Here is a 22,485-nt window from a genome sequence, read left to right as displayed (position 1 = left end):
TTGGCGGTTCCAAAGACCCACCTTGGTCAAAACACCCCACCACCCGAGAGAGGGCGACGCAGGAACCGCAGGCCGCGACGCGGCATGCTACACAGGGTCCTGTGAGCCTGGGCGAGAGCGTGATCATCTGCCCGGGGTGCAGCGCGGAGAACTCACCGTTCAACCCGCGTTGCACCCGCTGCGAGGCGCTGCTCTCGGAGGAGCCGCGGCCGCGCTCCACAACCGCCGAGGAGCACCCGTCGAGGCAGTCGACCTCCCGCGACGAGCACGTGTCCTCGAGCGCCACGATCGATCCGCTCGCAAGCACGATCGTCGTCCCGCACGGGGGAGCGTCCGGGCCTCCGGCGCCGCCCGAGGCCGAGGCGTCGCTCGATCTGCGCCCGGGGACGAAGCTCGGCCGGTTCGAGGTGATCGATCACCTCGGCGAGGGCGGCATGGGCGTGGTGGTGCGAGCGCGCGATCACGTGCTCGGCCGCGACGTGGCGATCAAGGTGCTGCGGCCCGAGGTGCTGGGGCGATCGGGCGCGGCGACGGCGCTCGCGCGGCTCGTCCGCGAGGCGCAGGCCATGGCGAGGATCAAGCACCCCAACGTCGTCACGGTGCACGAGGTCGACGCCTCGGCCGGGCAGGTGCGCGTTGTGATGGAGCACGTCGAGGGCCGGACGCTGCGCGCGTTCTGCGCGGAGAAGCGGCGGCCCGCCGCGGAGGTCGTCGCGGCCTTCCTCCAGGCGGGCAAAGGGCTGTCGCAGGTGCACCACGCGGGGCTCGTGCACCGCGATTTCAAGCCCGACAACGTCCTTGTCGGCGCCGACGGCCGCGTGCGCGTCACCGATTTCGGGCTCGCGGGGCTCGCGGAGGGCGAGGCCGGCGGCGGCGCCGCGGAGGCGGGGATCGAGGCCGCGCTCACGCGCTCGGGCTCGTTCCTGGGGACGCCCGTCTACATGGCGCCGGAGCAGCACCGGCGAGAGGCCGCGGATGCGCGGGCCGATCAGTATGCGTTCTGCGTGTCGCTGTGGGAGGCGCTCGCGGGCGAGCGTCCGTTCGCCGGCAAGACCTACGACGAGCTGCGCGAGAACGTGGCGCTCGGGCGGGTGCGAGAGCCGCCGCGAGGGGCCGAGATGCCGGCGCGGATCCGCCGCTGTCTCGAGCGCGGGCTCTCCGTCGACCGGGACGCTCGATACCCCGACATGGACGCGCTGCTCGCCGATCTCTCGAAGGATCCGGCGGCGGCGTGGAAGCGCGGGCTCGTCGCGGCGTCGGGGCTCGCGCTCGCGGGCCTGCTCGTGTTCACGTTCGCGCGGCAGCCCGCGGACAGGCTCTGCAAGGGCGGTGAGGCGAGGCTCGCGGGCGTCTGGGACGAGGCGACGATGGCCAAGGTGCGGGCAGCGTTCGCCGGCACCGGGCGGCCGCACGCGGAGGACACGTACCGGCGCGTGGAGAAGGCGCTGGGCGATCGAGCGCGCGCGTGGGTCGCGATGTACGCCGACTCGTGCGAGGCCACGCATGTGAGGGGCGATCAGTCGGCCAGCCTCCTCGATCTCCGGACGCTGTGCCTGGAGCGCCGCCGCCAGGAGATGGGGGCGCTCACGGCGCTCTTCGCGCAACGAGCGGACGCCGGGGTGCTCGATCGATCGATCGAGGCGTCGCTCGCGCTCCCGGGCCTCGAGCGCTGCGCGGACGCGGGCGCGCTGACCGCGGCGATCCCGCCGCCCGCGGACGCGGCGGCGCGGGCGCGCATCGACGCGCTGCGGGGTCGCCTGGCCGAGGTCAGGGCCCTCGATGAGGCCGGCAAGTTCGGCGAGGCGCTCGCGCTCGCGCGGCCGCTCGCCGACGAGGCCCGCGCGACGGATTACGCCCAGATCGAGGCGGAGGCGCTCTTGATGCTCGGGCGCGCGGCGCGGGACGCGCACGACGCCCCGGCCGCGGAGGCGGCGCTCCGCGAGGCGCTGCGCGCGGCCGCGCGGGCCAGGGACGACGCCCTCGCGGCGGAGGCATGGCCGCAGCTCATCTACGTGGTGGGCTATCTGCAGGGCCGGCACGCCGACGCGCTCGCGCTGCAGCTCGCCGCCGAGGGCGCGGTCGAGCGGACGGGGGGCGACACGCTGGCGAGCGCGCGGCTGCTCGGCACGCTGGGCAGCGTCCTCGACGAGCAGGGGAAGTACGGCGAGGCAGCGCAGCACGTCGAGCGCGCCCTGGCCGGCCTCGAGAAGGCCCTTGGCCCGAAGCATCCCGAGGTCGCGACGACGTGGAGCCGCCTGGGCACCGTCCTCCTCCACCTCGAGCGGTTCGACGACGCGGAGCGCGCGTACACACGAGCGCTCGCGATCCGAGAGGAGACGCTGGGCGCCGCTCATCCGAGCGTCGCGCTCACGCTCAACAGCCTGGGTCGCCTCTTCAACACCCAGGGCAAGTACCGAGATGCCTTGCCCCGGATCGAGCGCGCCATCGCCATCCAGGAGACGGCGCTCGGCCCCGATCACCCGTTCCTGGCGGCCTCCGTCAACAACCTCGGCATTGCGCTCGTCATGCTCGGGGAGACGGACGCGGCCAGGCGCGCTCACGAGCGGGTGCTCGCCATCCGGGAGAAGGCGCTCGGCCCCGATCACGCCGACGTGGCGTCATCGCTCAACAACATCGGGGCCGTCCTGGAGATGCAGCAGAAGTTCGCGGAGGCGACGCCCTATTACGAGCGGTCGCTCGCGATCCGCGAGAAGGCGCTCGGCCCCGATCACGCGAGCGTGGCCGCGTCGCTCGCCAACCTGGGGAGCGCGCTCGTCGCGCAGAAGCGGTACGCCGAGGGCCTTGTGCGCCTCGAGCGCGCCGCGGCGATCCAGGAGAAGGCCGTGGGCCCGAGCTCGCACGCGGTCGCGTCGATGCTCACCGGGATCGCCAGCGCCTACAACGAGAAGGGCGAGCCGGAAAAGGCGCGCCCGTTCGCCGAGCGGGCGCTCGCCATCTATGCGGCGAAGGGCGAGGGCGTCTCTCCCATCGAGCTCGCCGATACGCGCTTCCACGCGGCCCGGGCGCTCTGGGGCTCGGCGCGGGACCGGGCGCGGGCGATGAAGCTCGCGACCCAGGCGCGCGACGCCTATGCGGCCGAAGAGGGGGAGTACGCGAAGCGCGCGCTCACGGCGGTGAACGGGTGGCTCGCGGAGCACGGCGGCGCGCGGTGACGACGGGGGCCGCGCAGGCCCTCACCTACCCGCGGCTCTCGAGTCTCGAGTCTCGAGCTCGCGATCGTCATCGACCTTGGCGAGGTGAGGGTGAGGCAGGGTATCCATCGCGTGGTCGCAAGTCGTTATACCCTTGTTCGAACCATGCACTCACAGCTTCCACGGAGGAGCCCATTTTTCTTGACAGCCAGAACATCGATATTGCTATCGTCGAGCATGCGTTCAGCCTCGTTCTTGCGCCGCTTCGCCCCCGTCCTCCTCGTCGCGCCGCTCGCTGCGGCGCTCGGATGCGATGACGCCGATACCCCGCGAAGCCGCGTGGAGGAGCAAGGCATCGGGGCGGCTGTCGCCGCGCTCACGGCGCCGCGCTGGGACATGGCGCCGCCGATGAACGTCGCCCGGAGCAGGCACACGGCGACACGTTTGCTCGACGGGAAGGTCCTCGTGGCCGGCGGAGCGAGCGAGACGGCCGAGGTGTACGACCCCGCCACGAATACATGGGTGCTCGTCGCGCCGATGAGCACGCGGCACACCGGCCACACAGCGACGCTCCTTCCGGACGGCAGGGTCGTCGTGGCCGGCGGCGTGACCGAGGTCGTGGAGATCTACGACCCCGCCGCGGATGCATGGACGCTCGCCGCGCCGCTCGTCACGCCGCGCGAACGCCACACCGCGACGCTCCTGCCCGATGGCCGGATCCTCGTGGCCGCCGGCGAGTTCGAAGAGTGGGTGATGGGCTCGAGCGAGATCTACGATCCCGTCATGAATACGTGGACCGACGCGGGCCCGCTGGCGCAGGTGCGCTCCTCCCACACGGCCACGCTCCTGCCGAACGGCAAGGTCCTCGTGGTGGCCGGGGTGGACGCATCCGGTGACCCCATCGGCAGCGCGGAGATCTACGATCCGATGACGGGCACGTGGACCGCCGCGGGCTCGATCCAGAATCGGGAAGGGCACACCGCGACGCTCCTCGCGAATGGCAAGGTGCTCATCGCCGGCGGCTACACCGATTACGGTGGTGAGGGGTTCTCCTCCACGAACCGCAGCGCGGCGCTCTACGATCCGGCGAGCGATACATGGACGACGGCGACGCCGATGAACGTCACCCACCACAACCACACGGCCACGCCGCTCGCCGATGGCCGGGTGCTGGTCGCCGGCGGCGGCGCGCTCACGGAGGTCTACGATCCGGCGAGCGGGAGGTGGTCGCTCGGCAAGTACCTGAACATGGACCGGAGCCGCCACACCGCCACGGCGCTCGCAGGCGGGCGGGTGCTCGTGGCCGGCGGCGGGAGCGCGACCGTCGAGCGGCTCACCCTCGCGGCCCAGGGCGACTCCTGCCTCTTCGCGGGCGAATGCGCGAGCGGCTTCTGCGTCGACGGTGTCTGCTGCGATGCCGCGTGTGACGCGGGCTCGTGTGACGCGTGCGCGGTGAGCGCGGGCGCGTCGGCGAATGGCACCTGCACGCCGCTGAGCGGAGCCGTTTGCGGCAGCGCCGACGGCTGCACGGCGAACGGCGTCTGCCAGGCGGGCGCTTGCGTCGGGGCGTTGCCGGTCGGCTGCCAGTCCCCGTGGACGCCGGCCGGGAACATGCCCGTGCCGCGGCAAGACGGCACGTGGGCCGAGCTCGCCGATGGCCGCGTGCTCGTGGCCGGCGGGTACGACAACGACTGGAACGACACCCTGTCCGCGGACCTCTACGATCCGGCGACGAACGCCTGGGGCGGCGTCGCGTCGCTCTCGCGGGCGCGCCGCAAGCCCGCGTCGATCCGGGTCTCGACCGGCGAGATCCTCGTCGTGGGCGGTGATTCTCCGTCGACGGCCGAGGCCTACGATCCGGCGAGCACTACGTGGACGCTCACCGGCGCCATGGTCGCGCACCACGATCCGAGCGTCGCTCTCTTGCGGCTCCCCGACGATCGTATCCTCGTCGTGGGCGGCGGGACGGCGGTCGCCGAGCTCTACGATCCGACGACGAAATCCTGGGACGCGACGGGCTCGCTCGGCGTCTCGCGCTCGGGGCACTCGGCGGTCCTCTTGCACAACGGGAAGGTGCTGGTGAGCGGCGGCGCTGGCAATCCGGCGACGGCGGAGCTCTACGACCCGGCCACGGGGACGTTCTCTCCGGCGGGGACGCTGACCTTCGCGCATTCCGGGCACAAGGCGACGAGGCTGCTCGACGGCGGCGTGCTCGTGGTGAGCGGCAACGGCGCCGATCGGTATGACCCGGCCACGAACACCTGGACGCCGACGCAAGCGTTGCTCATGCCGCCCGCCGATTTCACGGCGACGCTGCTCGGTGATGGTCGGGTGCTGGTCATGGGCGCGCCGCACGTCCCGCACGCGCAGGTCTACGACCCGGCGACGAATGACTGGACGGTGACCGGGCCCCTGGACGTCGCGCGCCGACGTCATACGGCCACGCTGCTCGGAAACGGAATGGTGCTCATCGCGGGCGGCACGGAATGGACGGGCGGCAGCCAGTGCGACCTCCGGAGCGCCGCGGTGTACGACCCCGTGACGAATGGCTGGTCGATGGTGCCGAACCTGAGCAGGCTACGCGGCTCTCCGTCGTCCGTGCTGCTCGATGGCAATCGCGTCCTCGTCTTCGGGGGGTTACTGGGAGGTTGCTCGTCCGGGGACGGCGACCCCGAGGCGCATGGAAGCACGGAGATTTACGAGGGCGGCGTCACCCCGGAGGGCAGCGGCGGAAGCGCGGGCGCGGGCGGGTCCGGCGGAATGGGCGGCTCCGGTGGCTCCGGCGGAAGCCCAGGCGCCGGCGGCTCCGGCGGAATGGGCGGCTCCGGCGGAAGCCCAGGCGCCGGCGGGTCCGGCGGAATGGGCGGCTCCGGCGGCTCCGGCGGAAGCCCAGGCGCGGGCGAAAGCGCAGGTGGCGCCGGTGGAATGGCCGGCTCCGGCGGTCAGGGCGGTATGGGTGGCGTGAGCGGCACCGGCGGCTCCGACGACGGCGAAGAGCCGGGCGACGGCTGCCGCGCCGCACGCGGATCCGCGGGAAATAGCGGGAGCGGCTTCGCGGCCCTCGTGGCCCTGGGCGCCCTCTTCACGCGCCGCCGCAGGCACTGAAACGCGAGAAGGCTCTCGAAAGCTGTGGAGAATAGGGGGATGCCCGGACGGCCACCTCCCCCCTCTCCCCTTGGCGTCCTTGGCACCTTGGCGGTTCAAAAGCCGGCGGCGTCCGTCACCCATCGAAGGCAGGGCGCCGGCCGCCTGCGCCGGCGACCCGGTGCTTCGCCAGGAGCTTCTGCAGGTAGGTCCGGTTGAACCCGGATTCCCGCGCCGCCTGCGACACGTTCCCCCCGTGCCGATCCATCAGCGCCACGAGGAACGCGCGCTCCAGCTCGGCGACGCCCGCCTCGCGCGCCGCATCGAGCTCGTCGGCGGAGAGCCGCGAGAAGCGCGGCGCCAGGGGCCCGGGGCCTGCTGGCTGAGCCACGTCGGACGGCAGCAGATCCACGTCGAGCTCCGGCCCCGCCGCCAGGATGCACGCGCGCTCCACAACGTGGGCGAGCTCGCGCACGTTGCCCGGATAAACATGCTCGCGGAGCGCCCGCGCGGCGCGCTCCGTGAAGCGGGGCCGCTCGCCGGGGCGCTTCCAGCAGGTGCGGAGGAAATGCTCGACGAGGAGCGGGACATCGCTCGCGCGCTCGCGCAGCGGCGGGATCTCGATCTCGATCACCTTGAGCCGGAAGTACAGATCGCGCCGGAACTTCCCTGCCTCGACGAGCGCCGGCAGATCCTGGTGGGTCGCCGCGATCACGCGGACATCGACCTTGTCGGTCCGGTCGGAGCCCACGCGCTGGATCTCTCCGAACTGCAGGAAGCGCAGGAGCTTCGCCTGCACGTCGGGCGCGATCTCCGCGACCTCGTCGAGGAAAAGCGTGCCTCCCTGCGCCGACGCGACCCGCCCGACGCGGTCCCGGTCGGCCCCGGTGAACGCGCCTTTGACGTGCCCGAAGAGCTCCGACTCGAGGATGGTGCCCGGCAGCGCCGAGGTGTGCAGCGTGACGCAGGCCTTGCTGCGCCGCGGGCTGTTCACGTGGAGCGCGCGGGCGATGAGCTCCTTGCCGGTGCCCGTCTCCCCGCGCACGAGCACTGTCGCGTCCGAGTCGGCCACCTGCGCGACCGTCTTGAGGAGCGCGAGCATCCTGGCGTCCTGCGTGACGATGCCCTCGAAGTCGTAGCGGGCGAAGAGATCGCGCTCGAGGCGCTGGCTCCGTCGGCGCAGCGCCTCGCGCTCGCTGGCCCGCTTGAGGAAGAGCCCTGCGAGCTCGGCGAACTCCGCGACGAAGCGGAGCGCCTCGTCGCTGGCGGCCCGGGACCTGTACTCCACGTAGACCGCGCCATAGACGTCGGCGCCGTGGGCGAGGGGCGCCACGAGCGCAGCGGACGCGCCCGACTCCTCGAGGCTCTTGAGGAGCGAGGCGCGCGGCTCGTCGGCGTCCCTGGAGAGGTGGACGATCTGCCGCGTCTCGATGGCCTGCCGAACGAGGCCGCGGCTGAACTTGCGCTCCTTGTCGGAGATCTTCGCCTTGTCGAAGTGGACCGCGAACTTCTGCTCGTAGGAGCCGTCCTCCCGGACGACGATGAAGCCGCGGTCGGCGCCCGTCGCCTCGAGGACGCGGCGGAGCACGAGCTCGGGGGCCTTCGCGTCGTCGTCCTCGGAGAGGAGGATCCTCACGATCTGAAGGAGCGAGGGGTAGAGATCCATGGGCGCAGGGGCCAGGGTACGACGGGGGAGCCCTGCGGGCCATCGTCACCTTCCTCGCGTGCACACCCGCACCGCTCGCGGCTCTCCGCCGCCATCCGGTGCACCACCGCGCCTGCGTCCGCGCGCCAAGGAGCTTCGGGGCGTGGGCCCCCGCGCTTCGGCTACCCTGCCGAGCCGGGATGAAGAGCGTGTGAGCTCGCCACGCTCGGGTTGCGAGCCATCGAGAGAGCCGGCACCGGCGCCGCGGACCCCGGCGGCACCCCGAAGCGCCATTTCGAGGTGGCCTACGCTTCGGAGACAGGCGCGTTTCGACAGCGAACATCTCTTGATTTCTGGCGCCGCCAATGCGGAGCAAGTCAGCCGTGTCAAGAGCGGATCACCACGCCCGACTCAGGGGACAGAGGGTCGCTCGCGCGATCCGCCTCGCTCCTAAAAGCGTGGCGTTGGGTCGACAGTTTACCTCAGCATCGAGAGGGACTGCGTCCGTTCGACGGCCGCGGACCCGAGTGACAGCTCGGGCTCTCGCGGCTCGGGCCGCCTTGACAGCGAGAATGGACTGGCGTCCGATCCCTCGTCAGGAGACCATTGCAATGCCAGATCGAACCACCCGACCGCCCGCGAAGCTCCACGGAGTGTTTCTCGGCCTCTTCATGACGCTCTCCGTCATGGCCGTCCCAAGGACTTCGAGCGCCGACTTCACCGAGGCAGTCTACGAAGACACCCGATCGCTCGTGGAAGATCTCATCGAGGAGGAGATACGAAAGACAGCCGTCCCCAAGATGGCCTGCTATGCAAAGTACCATGGGCTCCTGAAGTATTTCCCGAGGACCTTCGGCCAGGCGTATCGAGGCCAGTTTGGGTCGATACGCAACACGCTCCGCAGCGAGATCAATGGTCTCCTGGCGAACGCGGTGGTCGTACTGTACCTACATTCCAATGAGATCCTGCAGAAGAACGCGGATGCCGGAAGTGGACAGAAGAAAAAGGTCGATCTGAAGGAAGTCTTCAGCATACTGACGCGTCCTGACCAGAACTTGAAGAAGGAAGGCATGGACGCGCAGTGCCAGAGCATCGCGGAGAAGGACGAGGAAGACGCGGAAGCGAACACGGAGAATGGATCTCCTGCGAATCAGCTTGGCGAACGCAAGACAGCGCCGGATCCAGCGGACATCAAGCGCGGAGAGGCGCAATGGACGGCGCTCGACATCTGTGACGCTCTTCCGTTTCTCAGCGGGCAGCCGCTGGCTGCGTCTCAGCAACCGTTGCCTGCGCCGGAAGCCATTGAATATGAGATGGCTTGCACCCTGGGTCGAATCACGCGAGATTCGCTCGATGGAAGGGAGCGGTCGGCGCTCGACCGGGTCCCTACGGTCGTGGCTCTGGCGATCTCGGACGCGATTTACCGTCTGTCGGTCAAGGAGCCGCTCTTGCAAGACAGCGCCACGAAGGCGCTGCTCGGGGACCGGCAGCTCGTCGCAGAGGTGGTGGAGACCATCGAGGCGCATGTCCGCGCTCTGATGGCCGATGGCAACCTGAACCTTCTCGCCGGGGCCACGGCTGCGGCACCCGCGCCGCTGGCCCCGCCGCCTGGGACATTGCCGCCTCTCCTGCCTGCCAGCGACCAGGAGAGCCTCAAGCGCCTCAACACGCAGATCGCGAGCTCTACCTCGGATCCGAACGTCTACGTCGGTTTGCTGGGCAAACTGGAGCAGGTGCGCGAGGTCGCTGCTTCCTTGCAGCGCGTGAAAATTCTGTGGAGCCTGCGGACCAGTGGCACCTCCGCGATGGGCAACCTCCGGCGGATGGCTGGCGCTGCAGGGCCGCTTTGCAAGCTGCGAGCCCAGGGCCAAAAGGATCCCGATTGCATGTTCGAACCGTCGGCGCTGCTCGACGAGCTCGCTCGCCTCGCGGACGTCAAGGACTACTGGGAGATGCTCGGTCGGATCCTCAAGCCGCTCAACTCCGAAGAATCCGAGTTGTGTAAAGGCGATCGCAAGATCTATTGCACCTTCGCCCTCCGCTTTGCGAGTTACTCCATCGACGCGGTCGATGACGGCGCGGTGAGCGTCGAGGTGCGCGTCGCGCTCCGGCAGAGCATCCTTGATATCGTCCGGTCGACAGGCCAAATCGGCGGGATGAACCGGCCGATTTTCCGTACGCGGTGGTACCGGAGCAATGTTCTGGTGCCGGACTTCGCCTTGCGCCTGTCCTGGAACAGCGCGTACATCAACGAGAGTGACGGAAACGGCTTCCGGTATACGCCCAGCGTCGAGGCGCTCTCACTCAGGGGGCACTTCTGGTACACGAACCGCGTCTACATCGGCGCGGACCTGGCGTTCGTGGATGCGGTCGCGCCGTTCCAGGAGTTTGCCTTGCGCAAGGCCGAGGTCAATTACCGGCATTCGAGCCGCCCCTGGGCAAACTTCCTCAACCCGAGGCTGGATCTCCTGTTCGGGGCGCCGTTCCTGACGCGCAAGCTCGCGCTGGCAGCGGGCGCGTCGTGGCGCACGACGGTCGCCATCGCGGAGCCGGGCGGCGAGCATACGACGTACGCGTACTGGTGGGACCAGCCGCGCGAGCTCGAGAACCTGTCGACGGCCTCGTTCCTGTCGCGGTTCCTCGAGATGAACATCGGTATCAAGTACATGCCCTGACGCCGTGGCCCGCGGCGCTCCCCTCCCCGCGAGGTTCACCCCCTGATGCTCGCGCCGTGGATATGCGCGGCGAGATCGGCGTACTTCATTCGAAACCGCCCGCAGCCCTCCGGCAGCGGCGCGCGGGGCGGGATCCCCTGGCAGCTGTCCGAACCCGCAGGGTTGCGCAGGATCACCGAAGCAGGCGTGCCGTCCGCCCCACGCTCGATCTTCTCGCCCGCGACCCAGTGATAACCACCTTCCCACTTCAGAAGAATCGGCACCTTCTCCCCGCGCCCCAGGGCCCCGGCGACATCGTCAGCGACGGACGCCCCGCTGCGCAGCAGCGCCGACACGCTCGTGTAGCTGCCGCCCATGATGTCCTGGAACAGGCTCGTGAAATTGCCGAGCGGGACGCGCGAGTCGCCCCCCAGAGCAGCCCAGAACGTGTCGTTGTCCTCGGGGTTGTCGTAATCGAAGATCCAGCTCATCAGGGTCGCATGGTTCATGAGCGCCGACTGGAACAGCCGGTCGATGTCGATGCGGCCCGAGGCGTCGCGCGAGATCGCGTTGCGCGGCATCCTGAGCACGCGGCCGGAGCGGAGCGTCACCTCGCCCGTCTCCCGCGTGATCCCGTCGAGGAGCCGCGTGAACTCGGCCGGATCGGCGCGCAGCAGGACGTACTCCATCGTCCCCGCGCCGCAGGTGCCGTGGCGCGCCCCCTGCTTGACGCGCAGCGGGTTGTCCACGTGCCGGATCGCCTGCGCGAGCACGAGGTGCGGATCGATGCCGCCCTCGAGCACGAGCCTGCCGTCGCGCCGGACGCCCGCCATGGTCGCGAGGTTCGGCAGGAGCGCCCCCGCGTGCAGCCGGCCCGCGGCGAGCAGCCTGTCGAGCGCGGCCAGCGCGCGCGCGTCGCCCCCGAGCGCGCGCCGGACCTCGTCGAGGCGCGCGCTCCGATCGGCGGCGAGCGCGCCCGCGGCAACGGTCGCGGGCCTGTCGCCGACGGAGTCCACGGCGGGCGGCGGCGTGTCCAGGTCCAGCTCGGCCCCGGGCACGACCCGCGGGAGCCCCTTCGCGTCCGTGAAATAGCCCTGATCGTGGCGCGAGGCCGCGGCGGACGCCTGGACTGCGGACGGCTTGCGGCCGAGCGCCGCCACCTCCTCCGGGCTGAGCCCCGCGGCCCTGGCCATGGCCTCGTCGAGCGACGGCGTACGCCGGGCCCCGAGGCGCCTGTCGAGGGCGGCGATCGTCGCGGCGTCCACGATGCCCGTCCGCGGCAGGCCCTCCGCGGCTTGCAGCGCGGCGATGGCGGCGTGCGTCTTCGGCCCGAACGAGCCGTCGGCCTTCATCGCCTCGCCCATCGCGCCGAGCGCCTCTTGCAGGGCGCGCACGCCGTCGCCCTGCGCCCCCTGCGCGAGCGTCGCCGCGCCCGCCGCGACCGCTCTCAACGCCTCGTTCGACGCGAGCTCGGGGGCGCCGAGCCCTGTGTTCCCGCTGTCCCCCATGGATCCCCTCCTGCGATCACCAGACGCGCTGGGTCCGTCCCAGGATACCACGCCGCGCCCATCGGTGCGCGCGTCAGGCGGCCCTGCGGTGCGCGTGAGACGATGGGGTCGGAGGAGCAGCTATGAAATCGATCGCAGGAGCAGCGGGGGACGGCGGACATCTGGAGCTCGGGATGTTCGGCCCCAACGGTACGGGCCACTCGATGTCGAAGGTCCCCGAGCGATGGTATCCCACCTGGGAGAACAACCGCGACCTGGCGCTCGCAGCCGAGGCGGCGGGCATGGAGTTCCACATCCCCTTCGCGCGCTGGAAAGGCTACGGCGGCGAATCCAACCCTCAGGGCGTCACGCTCGATCCCATCGTCTGGGCGGCTGGCATCCTCGCGATCACGAAGCGGATCAAGGTCTTCACGACCGTGCACACGCCCTTCGTGCACCCCATCGTCATGGCGAAGCACCTGGCCACGATGGACCACATCGGCCCCGGGCGCGTCGGACTGAACATCGTCAGCGGCTGGGACAGGGAAGAGTTCGAGATGTTCGGCATCGCCCTGCGCGAGCATGATGAGCGCTACGAGTACACGAAGGAATGGCTCGACGTGATGCGCGCGCTGTGGACACCGGACGGCCCCGGCGACCATCGGGGCCGATTCTTCGACCTGCCCGGGCTCGTCGGCGAGCCGAAGCCGCGGGGCAAGATCACCCTGATGAACGCGGGGGTGTCCAGCGCCGGCCGGGCCTTCGCCATCGAGCACTGCGATCTGCTGTTCAATATCCTCGTCTCTCCCGAGGCGTGCCGGGAGGAGGTCGCGAAGGTCAAGGAGGCGGCGCGCCGCGCGGGTCGCTCCATCGACGTGTACACGACGGCCTGCATCGTCTGTCGTCCCACACGGAAAGAGGCCGAGGAGTACCAGGAGTATTTCTCCAACGAGATGGCCGACTGGCCCGCGACCGACCACCTCATGGAGGCGCTCGGGATGGGCTGTCAGTCCTTCTCCCCGGAATTCTACGGCATGTTCCGGCAGCGATTCGCCGCGGCGCACGGACACTACTCGATCGCCGGCGATCCGGGCCATGTGGCCGAGGAGATCCGGCGCATCCGTGACACGGGCGTCCGGGGCCTCACCCTGGGATTCATCGACTTTGCCAGCGAGTTCTCGTACTTCAAGGATGAAGTGATGCCACGCCTCGTCGACATGGGTGTCCGCCGGCGGCCTGGCTGATTCCGCGGTCATGGTCCCTGGCCTGCTCGGCCCCGATGGAGACGAGCAGGCCGGTATCGAGCGCGCGCCGTCAGGGCGCGCGCATCACATCGGGCGGCCGGCCGGTCGCGCGCGCCCTGCCTGGCGCCGTTGCTCACCGCCTTGCCTCGCCGCTCGCCTCCGGGCAGGCTTCGCCCATGGGCCAGCCCGCCGAGAAGCAGCGCCGCGCCACGTACGCCGACCTCGGCGCCGTCCCGCCGAACAAGGTCGCGGAGCTCGTCGGCGGTACGCTGCACGTGTTCCCCCGGCCAGCGCCGCGACACGCGAGCGCCGAGAGCGCGCTGCAGGGGGAGCTCTTCGGTCCCTTTCAGCGGGGGCGGGGTGGCCCAGGGGGCTGGCGCATCCTTGTCGAACCCGAGCTCCACTTCCCCGGCCCGGACGCGCCGGGGGAGGTCGACGTGCTCGTGCCCGACCTCGCCGGCTGGCGCGCCGAGCGCATGCCCGAGCTGCCCAAGACGGCCTATTTCGCGCTCGCTCCAGACTGGATCTGCGAGGTGCTGAGCGCATCCACGGAGAACGTCGACCGTGACGAGAAGATGCCTATCTACGCGCGCGAGGGCGTGCGGTATGCGTGGCTGGTCGACCCGATCGCGCGGACCCTCGAGGCCCACGTGCTCGACGCGGATCGTCGCTGGGGAGCCGCGGCCGTCTACCGCGACGCCGCGCGCGTTCGCGTCGCGCCGTTCGAGGCCATCGAGCTCGACCTGTCCGTGCTCTGGGCGGAGTAGCAGGCCGCGGCGCCGTGAGCGCCACCTCCGAGAGCCGGCGTAGCTGGTTGCCTGTTCAAGGCGGCCGATAAAGCCAAGCAGAACGCCTCACGTCCAGCCCTGGGCCGGCCGCGCGTCCGCTGGCAGCCGCACCGTGAACGTCGTGCCGCGACCGGGAGCGCTGTCCACATGGACGCTCCCGCCGTGGGCTTCGGCGCACGCGCGTACCAGCATCAGACCGAGTCCCCATCCGTGCGCGCGGTGCTCGCCCGCGGCGCGCATGAACGGATCGAACAGCGTCTCTTGCGCCTCCGGCGGGATCGGCGCGCCCTCGTTGTGCACGCTCATCTCGACGCCGTCCCGCAGCTTCGTGATGGCGACGGCGATCGGCGCGTCCTTCGCGCCGTACTTCAGCGCGTTCGAGATCAGGTTCCAGAGCGCGCGTCGCAGCTCCGAGGCACCCCAGATCCCTCGCACGCCCTCGTCTGCATGCAGCACGATGCGGTCAGGGTGATCGGCCGCGAGATCGTCGACGAGCTCGCGGCCGATCTCGCTCAGGTTGCACTCCTCCAGCGTGACCGAGAGACGCCGGCCGGCGTGAATCCGATCGGCGTCGAGCAGATCGGTCACCATGCGGTCCGCCCGATCCAGGTTGCGGACGACGACCTCGACCCGCTTCGCGACGACGGGCCCGCCCGCGTCCGGCTGCACGGCGAGCAGCGTCGCAGCCAGCCTCGCGGCCGACAGCGGACCGCGGAGATCGTGCGCCAGGACCGAGACGAACTGGTTTCGTAGCTCGCGCGCGGCGCGCAGGGCACCGAGCTGATCGAGCAGCTCCGTGTAGAGCCTGGCGTTGTCGAGGTGGAGCGCGAGCCGCTCGCCGACCGCCGCGATGCGCCGCGTCTCACGGGCGGTGAACGTCCGCTTTTCACGGAGGCCGATGTACAGGACACCCATGAGAGAACGCTGCGGCGGGAGACGGATGCCGAGCAGCGAATGGATGCCGCTGTGCCGGAGTCTATCCGGCACGTCGAGCAACGTGGTCTCCACGTCGCGCATCGACATCGCATAGTCCTGCAAGGCGACGGCGCCCGCGAAGGACGATGCGTCGACGGCTCGCACGTACTCGACGAACGGCTCATCGGCCAGGCCCACCGAGGCGACCATCTCCAGCTTCCCGGTCCTGATGTCGTGCAACAGCAGCGCAGCCGTATCGGCGTCCATCGACGCCATGACGACCTCGAGGACCTTCCTCAAACGCCCTGACGACAGGGGCGCCTCTCCGCCGAAAGGCTGCAAGAACGGGTCATGGAGCAGCCGCAGGTAGCGCTTCTCGGCTTGCTCGTCCTCCAGGAGGTGTTGCCGGAACGCTCGCGCTATGAACACGGAACGGGCGTGGATCTCGGCGAAGAGGCGATCGATCTCCTCCAGGCTCGGCTGCTCTTCGGCGGCTGCGGTGGCCCAGGTGCGCACGATCGCGCGCCCGAGGATGGCGAACTCTTCAAGCGCTTCCTCGAGGCTGAAGCCAGCACGCAAGCGTGAGGACAGATGGCTCTCGATGAGCTCGTCTCGCTCGCGGCGCACTTCCTCCCCGTCCCATCCGCGCGCGAGCGTCCGCACGTACTTGGGCATCATGTTCGTCAGCTCGGGGCTCGCCAGCCCCCGCGCCGCCGCTGCGCTGTTCGCTTCGCTGGCCCACGCATCGACGATCTCTGATGCGCGCGTCGCGATGATATGCTTGATCGTCCGCATCGACCCCCTCACATTCTTGTCGAGATGATCCTTAAGAGGCTCGACGGGGCTCGTGCCAGTGCGCGTCACCGAGGCGCCGGATCACGCCACCCGAGCGCTTGGACGCGTTCCCAGATCTCCCGGTCAGCGAACCCGCGCGCACTCGGGCTCGCCCTGGTGATCGCGGTCATAGCCCTGCCCCGGTCACCCCCCGAGCGGCGCGGCGACCTCCCCTGCTCTCACCGCCTTGCCTTGCCGCCCGCCCCTGGGCAGGCTTCGCCCATGGGCCAGCCCGCCCAGGGGAGTCCGGCTCCCGAAGCCCCTCATCGAGCAAGCAGGCTTGACCGAGGAGGTCGAGCTCCAGGTGCGTGGCAATACCATCATCATTGCCGCACGAAAGTCGCCTCGAAGCGGCTGGGCGGAAGCCGCACAGCGCTTGCACGCCGAGGACGGCGACCCGATGCTCGACGCTCCCACGCCGACACGCTTCGACGAGGCCGAATGGCAGTGGTAGGCATGAAGCGACCTTCACGCGCGTCCTGGCCGTCCTTCAGGAAATGTTCTCTCCCTGAGCGGAGGAACACGCGCCGCCGAACACCACAGAGATAGACTAGGCGCTGACACCCGGGACGTGACGAGCCCGGCACCGCGCACGCCCATGAGCACCCCCTCGACCCCTGCCTCCGACGAGGCCGTCCTCCGCGTCCGCAACCTCCACAAGTCCCACGCGCTCGGCGCGACGCCCATCGAGGTGCTCCGCGGCGTCGACCTCGACATCCACGCCGGCGAGATGTGCGCGATCATGGGCCCCTCCGGCGTCGGCAAGAGCACGCTGCTCTCGTGCGTCGCGGGCCTCGAGTCGCCCGATCGCGGCGAGATCCGCGTGCTCGGCGAGGACATGGCCGCCCTCGACGAGCACGGGCGGACCCTCCTGCGCCGCCGCCGCGTCGGCATCGTCTACCAGTTCTTCAACCTCGTCCCGACCCTCACCGGCTACGAGAACATCGTCCTGCCCTACCTCATCGACGGCGCCGCCCCCGACCACGACGCCGCGTCGCGCATGCTCGATCGCGTCGGCATGCGCGCCCGCGCCGAGCACCTGCCGTCGCAGATGTCCGGCGGCGAGATGCAGCTCATCTCCATCGCCCGCGCCCTCGTCCGCCGCCCCGCGCTCGTGCTCGCCGACGAGCCGACAGGCAACGTCAACGTCGCGACCGGCCGCCGCATCATGGCGCTGCTCGCCGACGCCCTCCGCGACGCCGGCAGCGCCATGCTCCTCGTCACGCACAACGCCGAGGACGCCGCCCGCGCCCACCGCGTCGTCTTCATGCGCGACGGCCTGCTCCTGCACGACGCCGCCCTCGCGGGCCCCGCCGTCACCTCGGCCGCCGTCCACGATCGGCTGAAAGAGCTCGGCATCTGAATGCTCCTCCTCCGCGCCCTCTTCCAGCCGCTCGTCCGGATCCTCGCCCTGCGCAACCTGCGCGCCGACCGCTTCGGCGCCATGGCCGCCGTGCTCGGCGTCGCCCTCGGCACGGCCACCGTCAACGTCGTCCTCATCCTCGACGTCGGGACGCGCGCCGTCGAGGCGAGGAGCGCCGTCACCAACCCCGACCTCCCCGTCTTCACCGACCAGACCATCACCCTGCGCGGCCTCCGCCCCGACGGGCAGCCCATCGACGCGGAGGACGCCCAGGAGGAGACCCACGAGGACTACGAGATCATGCGGTCCGCGATCCGCCTCGGCTCGCTCTCCGCGTTCCTCGTCGGCGCCCTCATCGTCTTCTTCACCTTCAACGTCGCCGTCGAGCGCCGCCGCCGCGAGATCGCCCTCTTGCGCAGCGCCGGCGCGCTGCCGCCGCAGGTCGCGGCGGTCTTCGTCCTCGAGGCCCTGCTGCTCGGCGTCGGCGGCGCCGCGCTCGGCCTGCTCGGGTCGATCCCGCTCGCGTACCTCGCCGCGAAGGCGGGCATCACGACGACGGGCCGCGCGCGCATCCCGCTCAACGCCATCGTCCTGCCCTGGAGCGCGATGCTGCTCGTCTGCGGCACCGGCGCGCTGACCGCGCTGCTCGGCGTCCTGCGCCCTGTGCGCGACGCGCTCCGCCTCGACATCGCGCGCGCCCTGCGACCGCGCTTCGTCGAGGGCGGGGCCGAGCAGCGGCGGCGCATGCGCGGCGTCACGCTGCTCGCGCTGCCGTTCATGGTGCTCGTCTACGGCCTTTTGCGCCCGTTCTTCCAGGAGTCCGTCCCGCTGTTCGCCTTCTTCGTCCTCGAGGCGGGCCTCGCGTGCGCGGCGTTCCTCGCCGCCATCGTCTTCGTCCCGGACCTCGTCGCGCGCCTCGGCGCGCTCGCCGTCCGCCTCGCGCCGCGCCGCTGGGCCGCCGAGCGCCTGCTCTTGCGGCGCCGGGTCGAGCACAGCGGCCACGAGCTCGCCTGGAGCGTCGGCGGCGTGATGATGGTGTTCGCCCTCCTGCTCGCGCTGCACATCGCCACGGCGGCGCTCAAGCAGGAGGTCACGGCCTGGGCCGGCCGCGCCCTCGCGCCCTACGCGTTCCTCTACCCGGACGAGCCGCTCGGCCACGCCGAGCGCCTGCTGCCGCGGTTGCCCGAGCGCCTCGTCGCGGCGCGCTTCTCGAGCCGCACCCCGTGGCCCAACGTCGCCTACGCCGTCCCCGCCGACGAGCTCCTCGCGCTCGCCGAGGCCACGGGCCGCGCCGAGTCGATCGCGCTCGCCCGCCGCTTCGGCCCGGGCAAGGCGCTCGTCTCCACGATGATGGCCCGCCGCTTCGGCGTCGGCCCCGGCGACCAGCTCGAGGTGGGCGGCCGCGCCGGCACGCGCCGCCTCGAGGTCGTCGGCATCACCGACGAGCTCGGCTACGTCCACGCGGCCGGCGCGTACCGCAACCTGCGCACGTACGCGGTCATCGACGCGTCCGACTTCCCGGTCATCTCCCCGTACGCGACCGCGATCGGCCACACGATCGCCCTCGCCGATCCCCGGACCGGCGCCGCGGCGGCGCGCGGCGGCTCGGCGACGCCGCCCTGGGACGAGCTCCTCGCCGACGCGCCGCGCGCGCGCGACGTCCGGATGCAGACGGGGGTCGAGATCGAGGCCATCCGCCGGAAGGCGACGGGGCGCGACTTCGTGATCTTCGACATGATCCTCGGCTTCACGACCGTGCTCGCGGCGATCGGCGTCGCGAACCAGATGGTCCTGGCGCTGCACGCGCGGCGCCGGGAGCTCGCGCTGCACCGCGTGCTCGGCATGACGGCGGGGCAGGTCCGCCGGATGGTCCTGATGGAGGGCGCGCTGGTGGGCGCGCTGGGCGGCGCGCTGGCCGTGCTGCTCGGGATCCCGCTGGGCTCCGCGGCGCTCGGCGCGCTGCGCACGGTGTCGACCTTCGAGGTCGAGTTCCATATCCCGCCGGAGTACGGCCTGTTCACGGCGCTCGGCGCGACCGCGGTGGCGCTCTTCGCGTCGCTCTATCCCGCGCGGAGCGCGGGGCGGAGCAACGCGGCGGAGTCGGTCCACTACGAGTGACCACGAGCAGGAGCGCGCGCCCGTCCTTCACGAAACTCGCCCGGCCGTCGCGGGCTCTTCTCCCCCGATCGCCCTCGGCGTGCCGCCTCGAAGCGCTCGGACGCGGCGCTTGCGCAGAGGCGTTCAGCATGACAAGCCACGTTGCATATCGTGGGCGCGACCACATTCCCGCGGGCATGTGCGGCGGTGCCTCCGGCGCGTTCAGCGCGACGGGCAACTCGCTCTCGAAAGTAACTGTCACGGACAGCCTCGCTAGCCGTTGACGGCGAGCCAGCGTGCTCAGCGTCCCTGGCGTTGACGCGCCTCCCCGCGCTCGCCGGGACGGGCGGCCGCACCGCGCGCGGCGCGCCCGCTCATGAAATCGCTCAGGCCGGACACGGAGCGCGGGACATCGGTGAGCTCGCGTCGCGGCGACCCCGGAGAGGGTGACTCTCTCCCTGGCACAGCGGTGCTCCGCTCGACTTCCGCGCTCGCTCCTTGCCCCTGGTGGTGATTGACATCGACGGATCGACCCTCGTCCGTGAGGAGGTATGTGTGTTATTGGACCAGCGGTTTTTGCAGATCTGGATCGGAGCCCTGCTCGCGCTCGCCTCCGCTCCAGCCGGAGCGACGCAGCCCCCGGCCAGCACCGCCCGCTCCGAGGCGGGCTGGGGATATCACCCTCCTCCGGAGGAGCGCGCGGTGTCCTCCCAGGGTTTCTGCAGCCTCGATCTGCCCTACACCGAGCCGCCCTTCCTGGCAGACCAGACGACCGGCGTCGCCTGCCCCGGTTACGCCACGCAATCGCCGATCTGCACGGGGCCTTTCTGCCCCGCCAACGGCGTTTGCCCGGGGACGAGGGCGCTGCACGAGGACCTGAATGCTTGCCAGGGGGCGGCCTGCTGCCTGCCAGGCTCCGTCGACCCGGACGGCGTGGTCAACGCCCTGCCCTACCTGGCGAGGCCGGCGGAATGGCCCTTCTCCGCGGACGCATCCGTCGACCGCAGCACGAACGTCGACGACAGCCCGGGCATCGCGACGGCCATCGAGTGCGCGGCGTCGCTGAGCGCCAGCAGGCGCACCGTGGCTTTCGCTGCCGGGCGTTACGTGCTGCGCACCCCGCTGCGGCCACACCATGACGCGCTCACCCTGGAGGGGCCGGAGCTGTCTCCCGAGGCCAGCCCTGGCGATCCCCGGACCGCGACCCTCGTGGCGATCCCCTGCAATCCGGAGCAGTACCCCGGGGCCATCCAGGTCACCAGGGTCGTCAAGCCGGACGGGACCACCATCAGCGCGGTCCGGGGGCTCTGGATCCGCAACCTGCAGATCACGGCCACGGAGGGGCCACGCAGGACCGCGAACAGCGGCATCCAGCTGAACACCTGCTCGGACTGCAAGGTGGAGAACGTCATCGTGCGCTACTCGCCCCTCGTTCCCCAGCTCCCTTCCTGCAAGCCGAGCAACCTGGAGGGCATCAGCTTCACCTGGGGCTCCGGGGGCGTCATCCGGAACGTGCTCGTGGATGGCTTCTCGAAGAGCGGCATCTACCTGTCCTCCATCGCCGGGTACCACGACACGCCGCCCATCCTCGTGGAGAACTGCGAGATCAGGAACATCGACGGCCCGGTCGGCGCCAGCGGGATCAAGATCGTCACCGCCAACGTGACCGTGCGAAACTGCCATGTCCACCACAACATGATCCATCCCAGCGACGGCTCCACCACGGTCAGCGGCGGGCATGGCCTCTGGATCTCCACCCAGATCTCCCCTGGGCCCGGGATCCCGAGCCCGGCGCCGTACAACGTCGTGGTCAAGGACAGCTACTTTCATCACAACGGCGGCTCCGGCGTCGTGCTCGCGAGCCCCATCGAGGACGAACGTCCGAAGGGGATCCTGATCAAGAGGGTCAAGTTCGCTTACAACGGGGGCCATGGCGTCCACGTGCAGGCTGGCGCCGGCGTGGAGTTCTCGGACGTCTGGTCCTGGGGAAATGCGCTCTACGGCGTGCTCCTGAGCTCGCGGACGACGCTGCCCGCGACCTCGGTCCGGGTGGAGGACGTGACCCTGGAGAACCTGCTCGTCTTCGACAACGCCCTGCGCTTCACGTCGGGCTCCTTTCCCGGCATCAGGATAGAGGCCAGCGACGTCACGATCCGCGGCGGCACGGTGGCTCGCTGCGAGCCCTGGCGCGGGATGCAGTCGCGATCCATCCAGCAGCAATGCTGGCTGTCGGGGCCGGCCGGCGCGCAGGTGCTCTTTCCTCCGGAAGAGAACGCCATCTCGGGCGTGAGCACCTACGGCACGAGCGCGCCGGAAGTGCTGGCGTGCCCTTATTGACGAGCGGCGGGGGGCGCGCGCTGCGCCGGCTCACCTCCCCCGCCTGCGCCGCCGGGGGGCCGGCCGGCGGCGCGTCGTCGCCTCGGCGGCGAACGGCCTGTCGCCGAGGCGCAGCGCGCTCCGCTGCTCCGGGTCGAGCCGCTTCACCGCCGCCCGGAAGTCCTCCCGGGCCAGCCGTAGCCGGTTCTGCCCCGTGTTCTCGTTGATCTGGAGCTCCCGGGCGATGTCCACGACCGGGATGTCCAGCATGTCGTGCATCACCAGCATGACCCGCCGCTGCGGGTCGAGGCTGGCGAGCAGCGCGTCGATCACCTCGGCCCGCTCCATCGCCTCCAGCCGCTGCTGCAGACGGGGCCGGCTGTCGGCGCCCGGGGAGATCGCGATGAGCCGCAGGCCGTCCGGGATCTCGCGGCGACGATAGGCCCGGTCGCGGTAGTGGCTGACCTGCCGCCACGCGATCCCGTAGAGCCACCGGTAGAGCGAGTCCCAGACCCGCCGCGGCTGCCCCTCCCCGATCCACGGGAGCACCTCGCTGAGCGGCACCGGCTCGTGGTCCTCGTCCTCGAAGTCGTCCTCGAAGAAGTCGTCCTCGTCGCGCCGCCCCTGCAACGCGCGCAGCAGGCGGCTCGCGTCGAAGGTCTCCAGATTCCGGTAAGCGGCGAGGAGGACGTCGTGCAGCACGTCCTCGCGATCGTTCGCCCCCACGCCAAACCCCTGGAGCAGCCCGCGAAGGAAGGGAACGCCCACCTCGTGCACAACAGCGAAGCTGAGATGTTTGACGCGGAGGGCATCATCTGGTCGTGATTCCACATATTATTTTTACGAACCCTCTTTCCGGGTCGTTTTGGAACCCTCCCCCACGCGCAAAAACCACTTGTTTTGAAG

At 70.7% G+C, this 22,485-nt stretch carries 13 protein-coding genes; 9 read left to right on the top strand and 4 right to left on the bottom strand.

All coding sequences use genetic code 11. The annotated features are described in order from the left end of the window. Positions 1-101 precede the first annotated feature (101 nt). Together WMF22_RS47615 and WMF22_RS47610 are read left to right on the top strand one after the other, a co-directional pair. Positions 102-3,173, top strand: a complete 3,072-nt coding sequence (locus WMF22_RS47615; protein WP_438034069.1) for a tetratricopeptide repeat protein — start codon at positions 102-104, stop codon at positions 3,171-3,173. Positions 3,174-3,389: 216 nt separating this feature from the next. After that, positions 3,390-6,257, top strand: a complete 2,868-nt coding sequence (locus WMF22_RS47610) for a kelch repeat-containing protein (protein ID WP_438034068.1) — start codon at positions 3,390-3,392, stop codon at positions 6,255-6,257. Between the two features lie 115 nt (positions 6,258-6,372). Here the strand turns inward: WMF22_RS47610 and WMF22_RS47605 are convergent, their stop codons facing one another. Further along, the gene (locus tag WMF22_RS47605; RefSeq protein ID WP_437296448.1) at positions 6,373-7,902 is read right to left on the bottom strand and encodes a sigma-54-dependent Fis family transcriptional regulator; all 1,530 of its coding nucleotides are present in this window, start codon (positions 7,900-7,902) and stop codon (positions 6,373-6,375) included. Between the two features lie 632 nt (positions 7,903-8,534). Here WMF22_RS47605 and WMF22_RS47600 point away from each other — a divergent pair. Further along, a complete protein-coding gene (locus WMF22_RS47600) occupies positions 8,535-10,556 on the top strand; it encodes a hypothetical protein (protein ID WP_438034067.1) in 2,022 nt (673 codons plus the stop codon). Between the two features lie 35 nt (positions 10,557-10,591). Here the strand turns inward: WMF22_RS47600 and WMF22_RS47595 are convergent, their stop codons facing one another. Further along, a complete protein-coding gene (locus WMF22_RS47595; protein WP_438034066.1) occupies positions 10,592-12,043 on the bottom strand; it encodes a peptidoglycan-binding domain-containing protein in 1,452 nt (483 codons plus the stop codon). Positions 12,044-12,165: 122 nt separating this feature from the next. Between WMF22_RS47595 and WMF22_RS47590 the strand changes: the two genes are divergently transcribed. Together WMF22_RS47590 and WMF22_RS47585 are read left to right on the top strand one after the other, a co-directional pair. Further along, on the top strand, positions 12,166-13,266 hold the full coding sequence (locus WMF22_RS47590; RefSeq protein ID WP_438034065.1) for an LLM class flavin-dependent oxidoreductase: 1,101 nt from the start codon (positions 12,166-12,168) through the stop codon (positions 13,264-13,266). Positions 13,267-13,442: 176 nt separating this feature from the next. Beyond that, the gene (locus tag WMF22_RS47585) at positions 13,443-14,033 is read left to right on the top strand and encodes a Uma2 family endonuclease (RefSeq protein ID WP_438034064.1); all 591 of its coding nucleotides are present in this window, start codon (positions 13,443-13,445) and stop codon (positions 14,031-14,033) included. A gap of 87 nt (positions 14,034-14,120) precedes the next feature. Here the strand turns inward: WMF22_RS47585 and WMF22_RS47580 are convergent, their stop codons facing one another. Beyond that, positions 14,121-15,833 (bottom strand): ATP-binding protein, encoded by a 1,713-nt coding sequence (locus tag WMF22_RS47580; RefSeq protein WP_438034063.1) that lies wholly within the window; start codon positions 15,831-15,833, stop codon positions 14,121-14,123. Between the two features lie 250 nt (positions 15,834-16,083). On the opposite strand from WMF22_RS47580, the gene WMF22_RS47575 reads away from it, so the two are divergent. From WMF22_RS47575 to WMF22_RS47560, 4 genes are all read left to right on the top strand, one after another. Next, positions 16,084-16,257, top strand: coding sequence for a hypothetical protein (locus WMF22_RS47575; RefSeq protein WP_438034062.1), 174 nt, complete (start codon positions 16,084-16,086; stop codon positions 16,255-16,257). Between the two features lie 144 nt (positions 16,258-16,401). After that, positions 16,402-17,166 carry an ABC transporter ATP-binding protein gene (locus tag WMF22_RS47570; RefSeq protein ID WP_012241252.1) on the top strand — a complete coding sequence of 255 codons (765 nt, stop codon included), beginning with the start codon at positions 16,402-16,404 and terminating at the stop codon, positions 17,164-17,166. Beyond that, complete coding sequence (locus WMF22_RS47565; protein WP_438034061.1) at positions 17,167-19,284, top strand: FtsX-like permease family protein; 2,118 nt, start codon at positions 17,167-17,169, stop codon at positions 19,282-19,284. A 534-nt stretch (positions 19,285-19,818) separates the two neighbouring features. Beyond that, on the top strand, positions 19,819-21,600 hold the full coding sequence (locus WMF22_RS47560) for a right-handed parallel beta-helix repeat-containing protein (protein ID WP_437296440.1): 1,782 nt from the start codon (positions 19,819-19,821) through the stop codon (positions 21,598-21,600). 30 nt (positions 21,601-21,630) lie between these two features. Here the strand turns inward: WMF22_RS47560 and WMF22_RS47555 are convergent, their stop codons facing one another. After that, positions 21,631-22,347, bottom strand: a complete 717-nt coding sequence (locus WMF22_RS47555; protein WP_438034060.1) for an RNA polymerase sigma factor — start codon at positions 22,345-22,347, stop codon at positions 21,631-21,633. Between the last annotated feature and the right edge of the window lie 138 nt (positions 22,348-22,485).

Origin of the sequence: Sorangium sp. So ce204 (genome assembly GCF_051526795.1) — a bacterium.
Lineage (GTDB): Bacteria > Myxococcota_A > Polyangia > Polyangiales > Polyangiaceae > Sorangium > Sorangium cellulosum_B.
Note: the sequence above shows the minus strand (reverse complement) of the source record. Positions and strands in the feature narration are given on the sequence as shown.

What these genes read in the sequence shown, in the direction of transcription:
- WMF22_RS47610 (WP_438034068.1), top strand. Translation starts at nt 3,390, where the DNA reads ATGCGTTCAGCCTCGTTCTTGCGCCGCTTCGCCCCCGTCCTCCTCGTC.
- WMF22_RS47565 (WP_438034061.1), top strand. Translation starts at nt 17,167, where the DNA reads ATGCTCCTCCTCCGCGCCCTCTTCCAGCCGCTCGTCCGGATCCTCGCC.
- WMF22_RS47570 (WP_012241252.1), top strand. Translation starts at nt 16,402, where the DNA reads ATGAGCACCCCCTCGACCCCTGCCTCCGACGAGGCCGTCCTCCGCGTC.
- WMF22_RS47595 (WP_438034066.1), bottom strand. Translation starts at nt 12,043, where the DNA reads ATGGGGGACAGCGGGAACACAGGGCTCGGCGCCCCCGAGCTCGCGTCG.
- WMF22_RS47605 (WP_437296448.1), bottom strand. Translation starts at nt 7,902, where the DNA reads ATGGATCTCTACCCCTCGCTCCTTCAGATCGTGAGGATCCTCCTCTCC.
- WMF22_RS47585 (WP_438034064.1), top strand. Translation starts at nt 13,443, where the DNA reads ATGGGCCAGCCCGCCGAGAAGCAGCGCCGCGCCACGTACGCCGACCTC.
- WMF22_RS47590 (WP_438034065.1), top strand. Translation starts at nt 12,166, where the DNA reads ATGAAATCGATCGCAGGAGCAGCGGGGGACGGCGGACATCTGGAGCTC.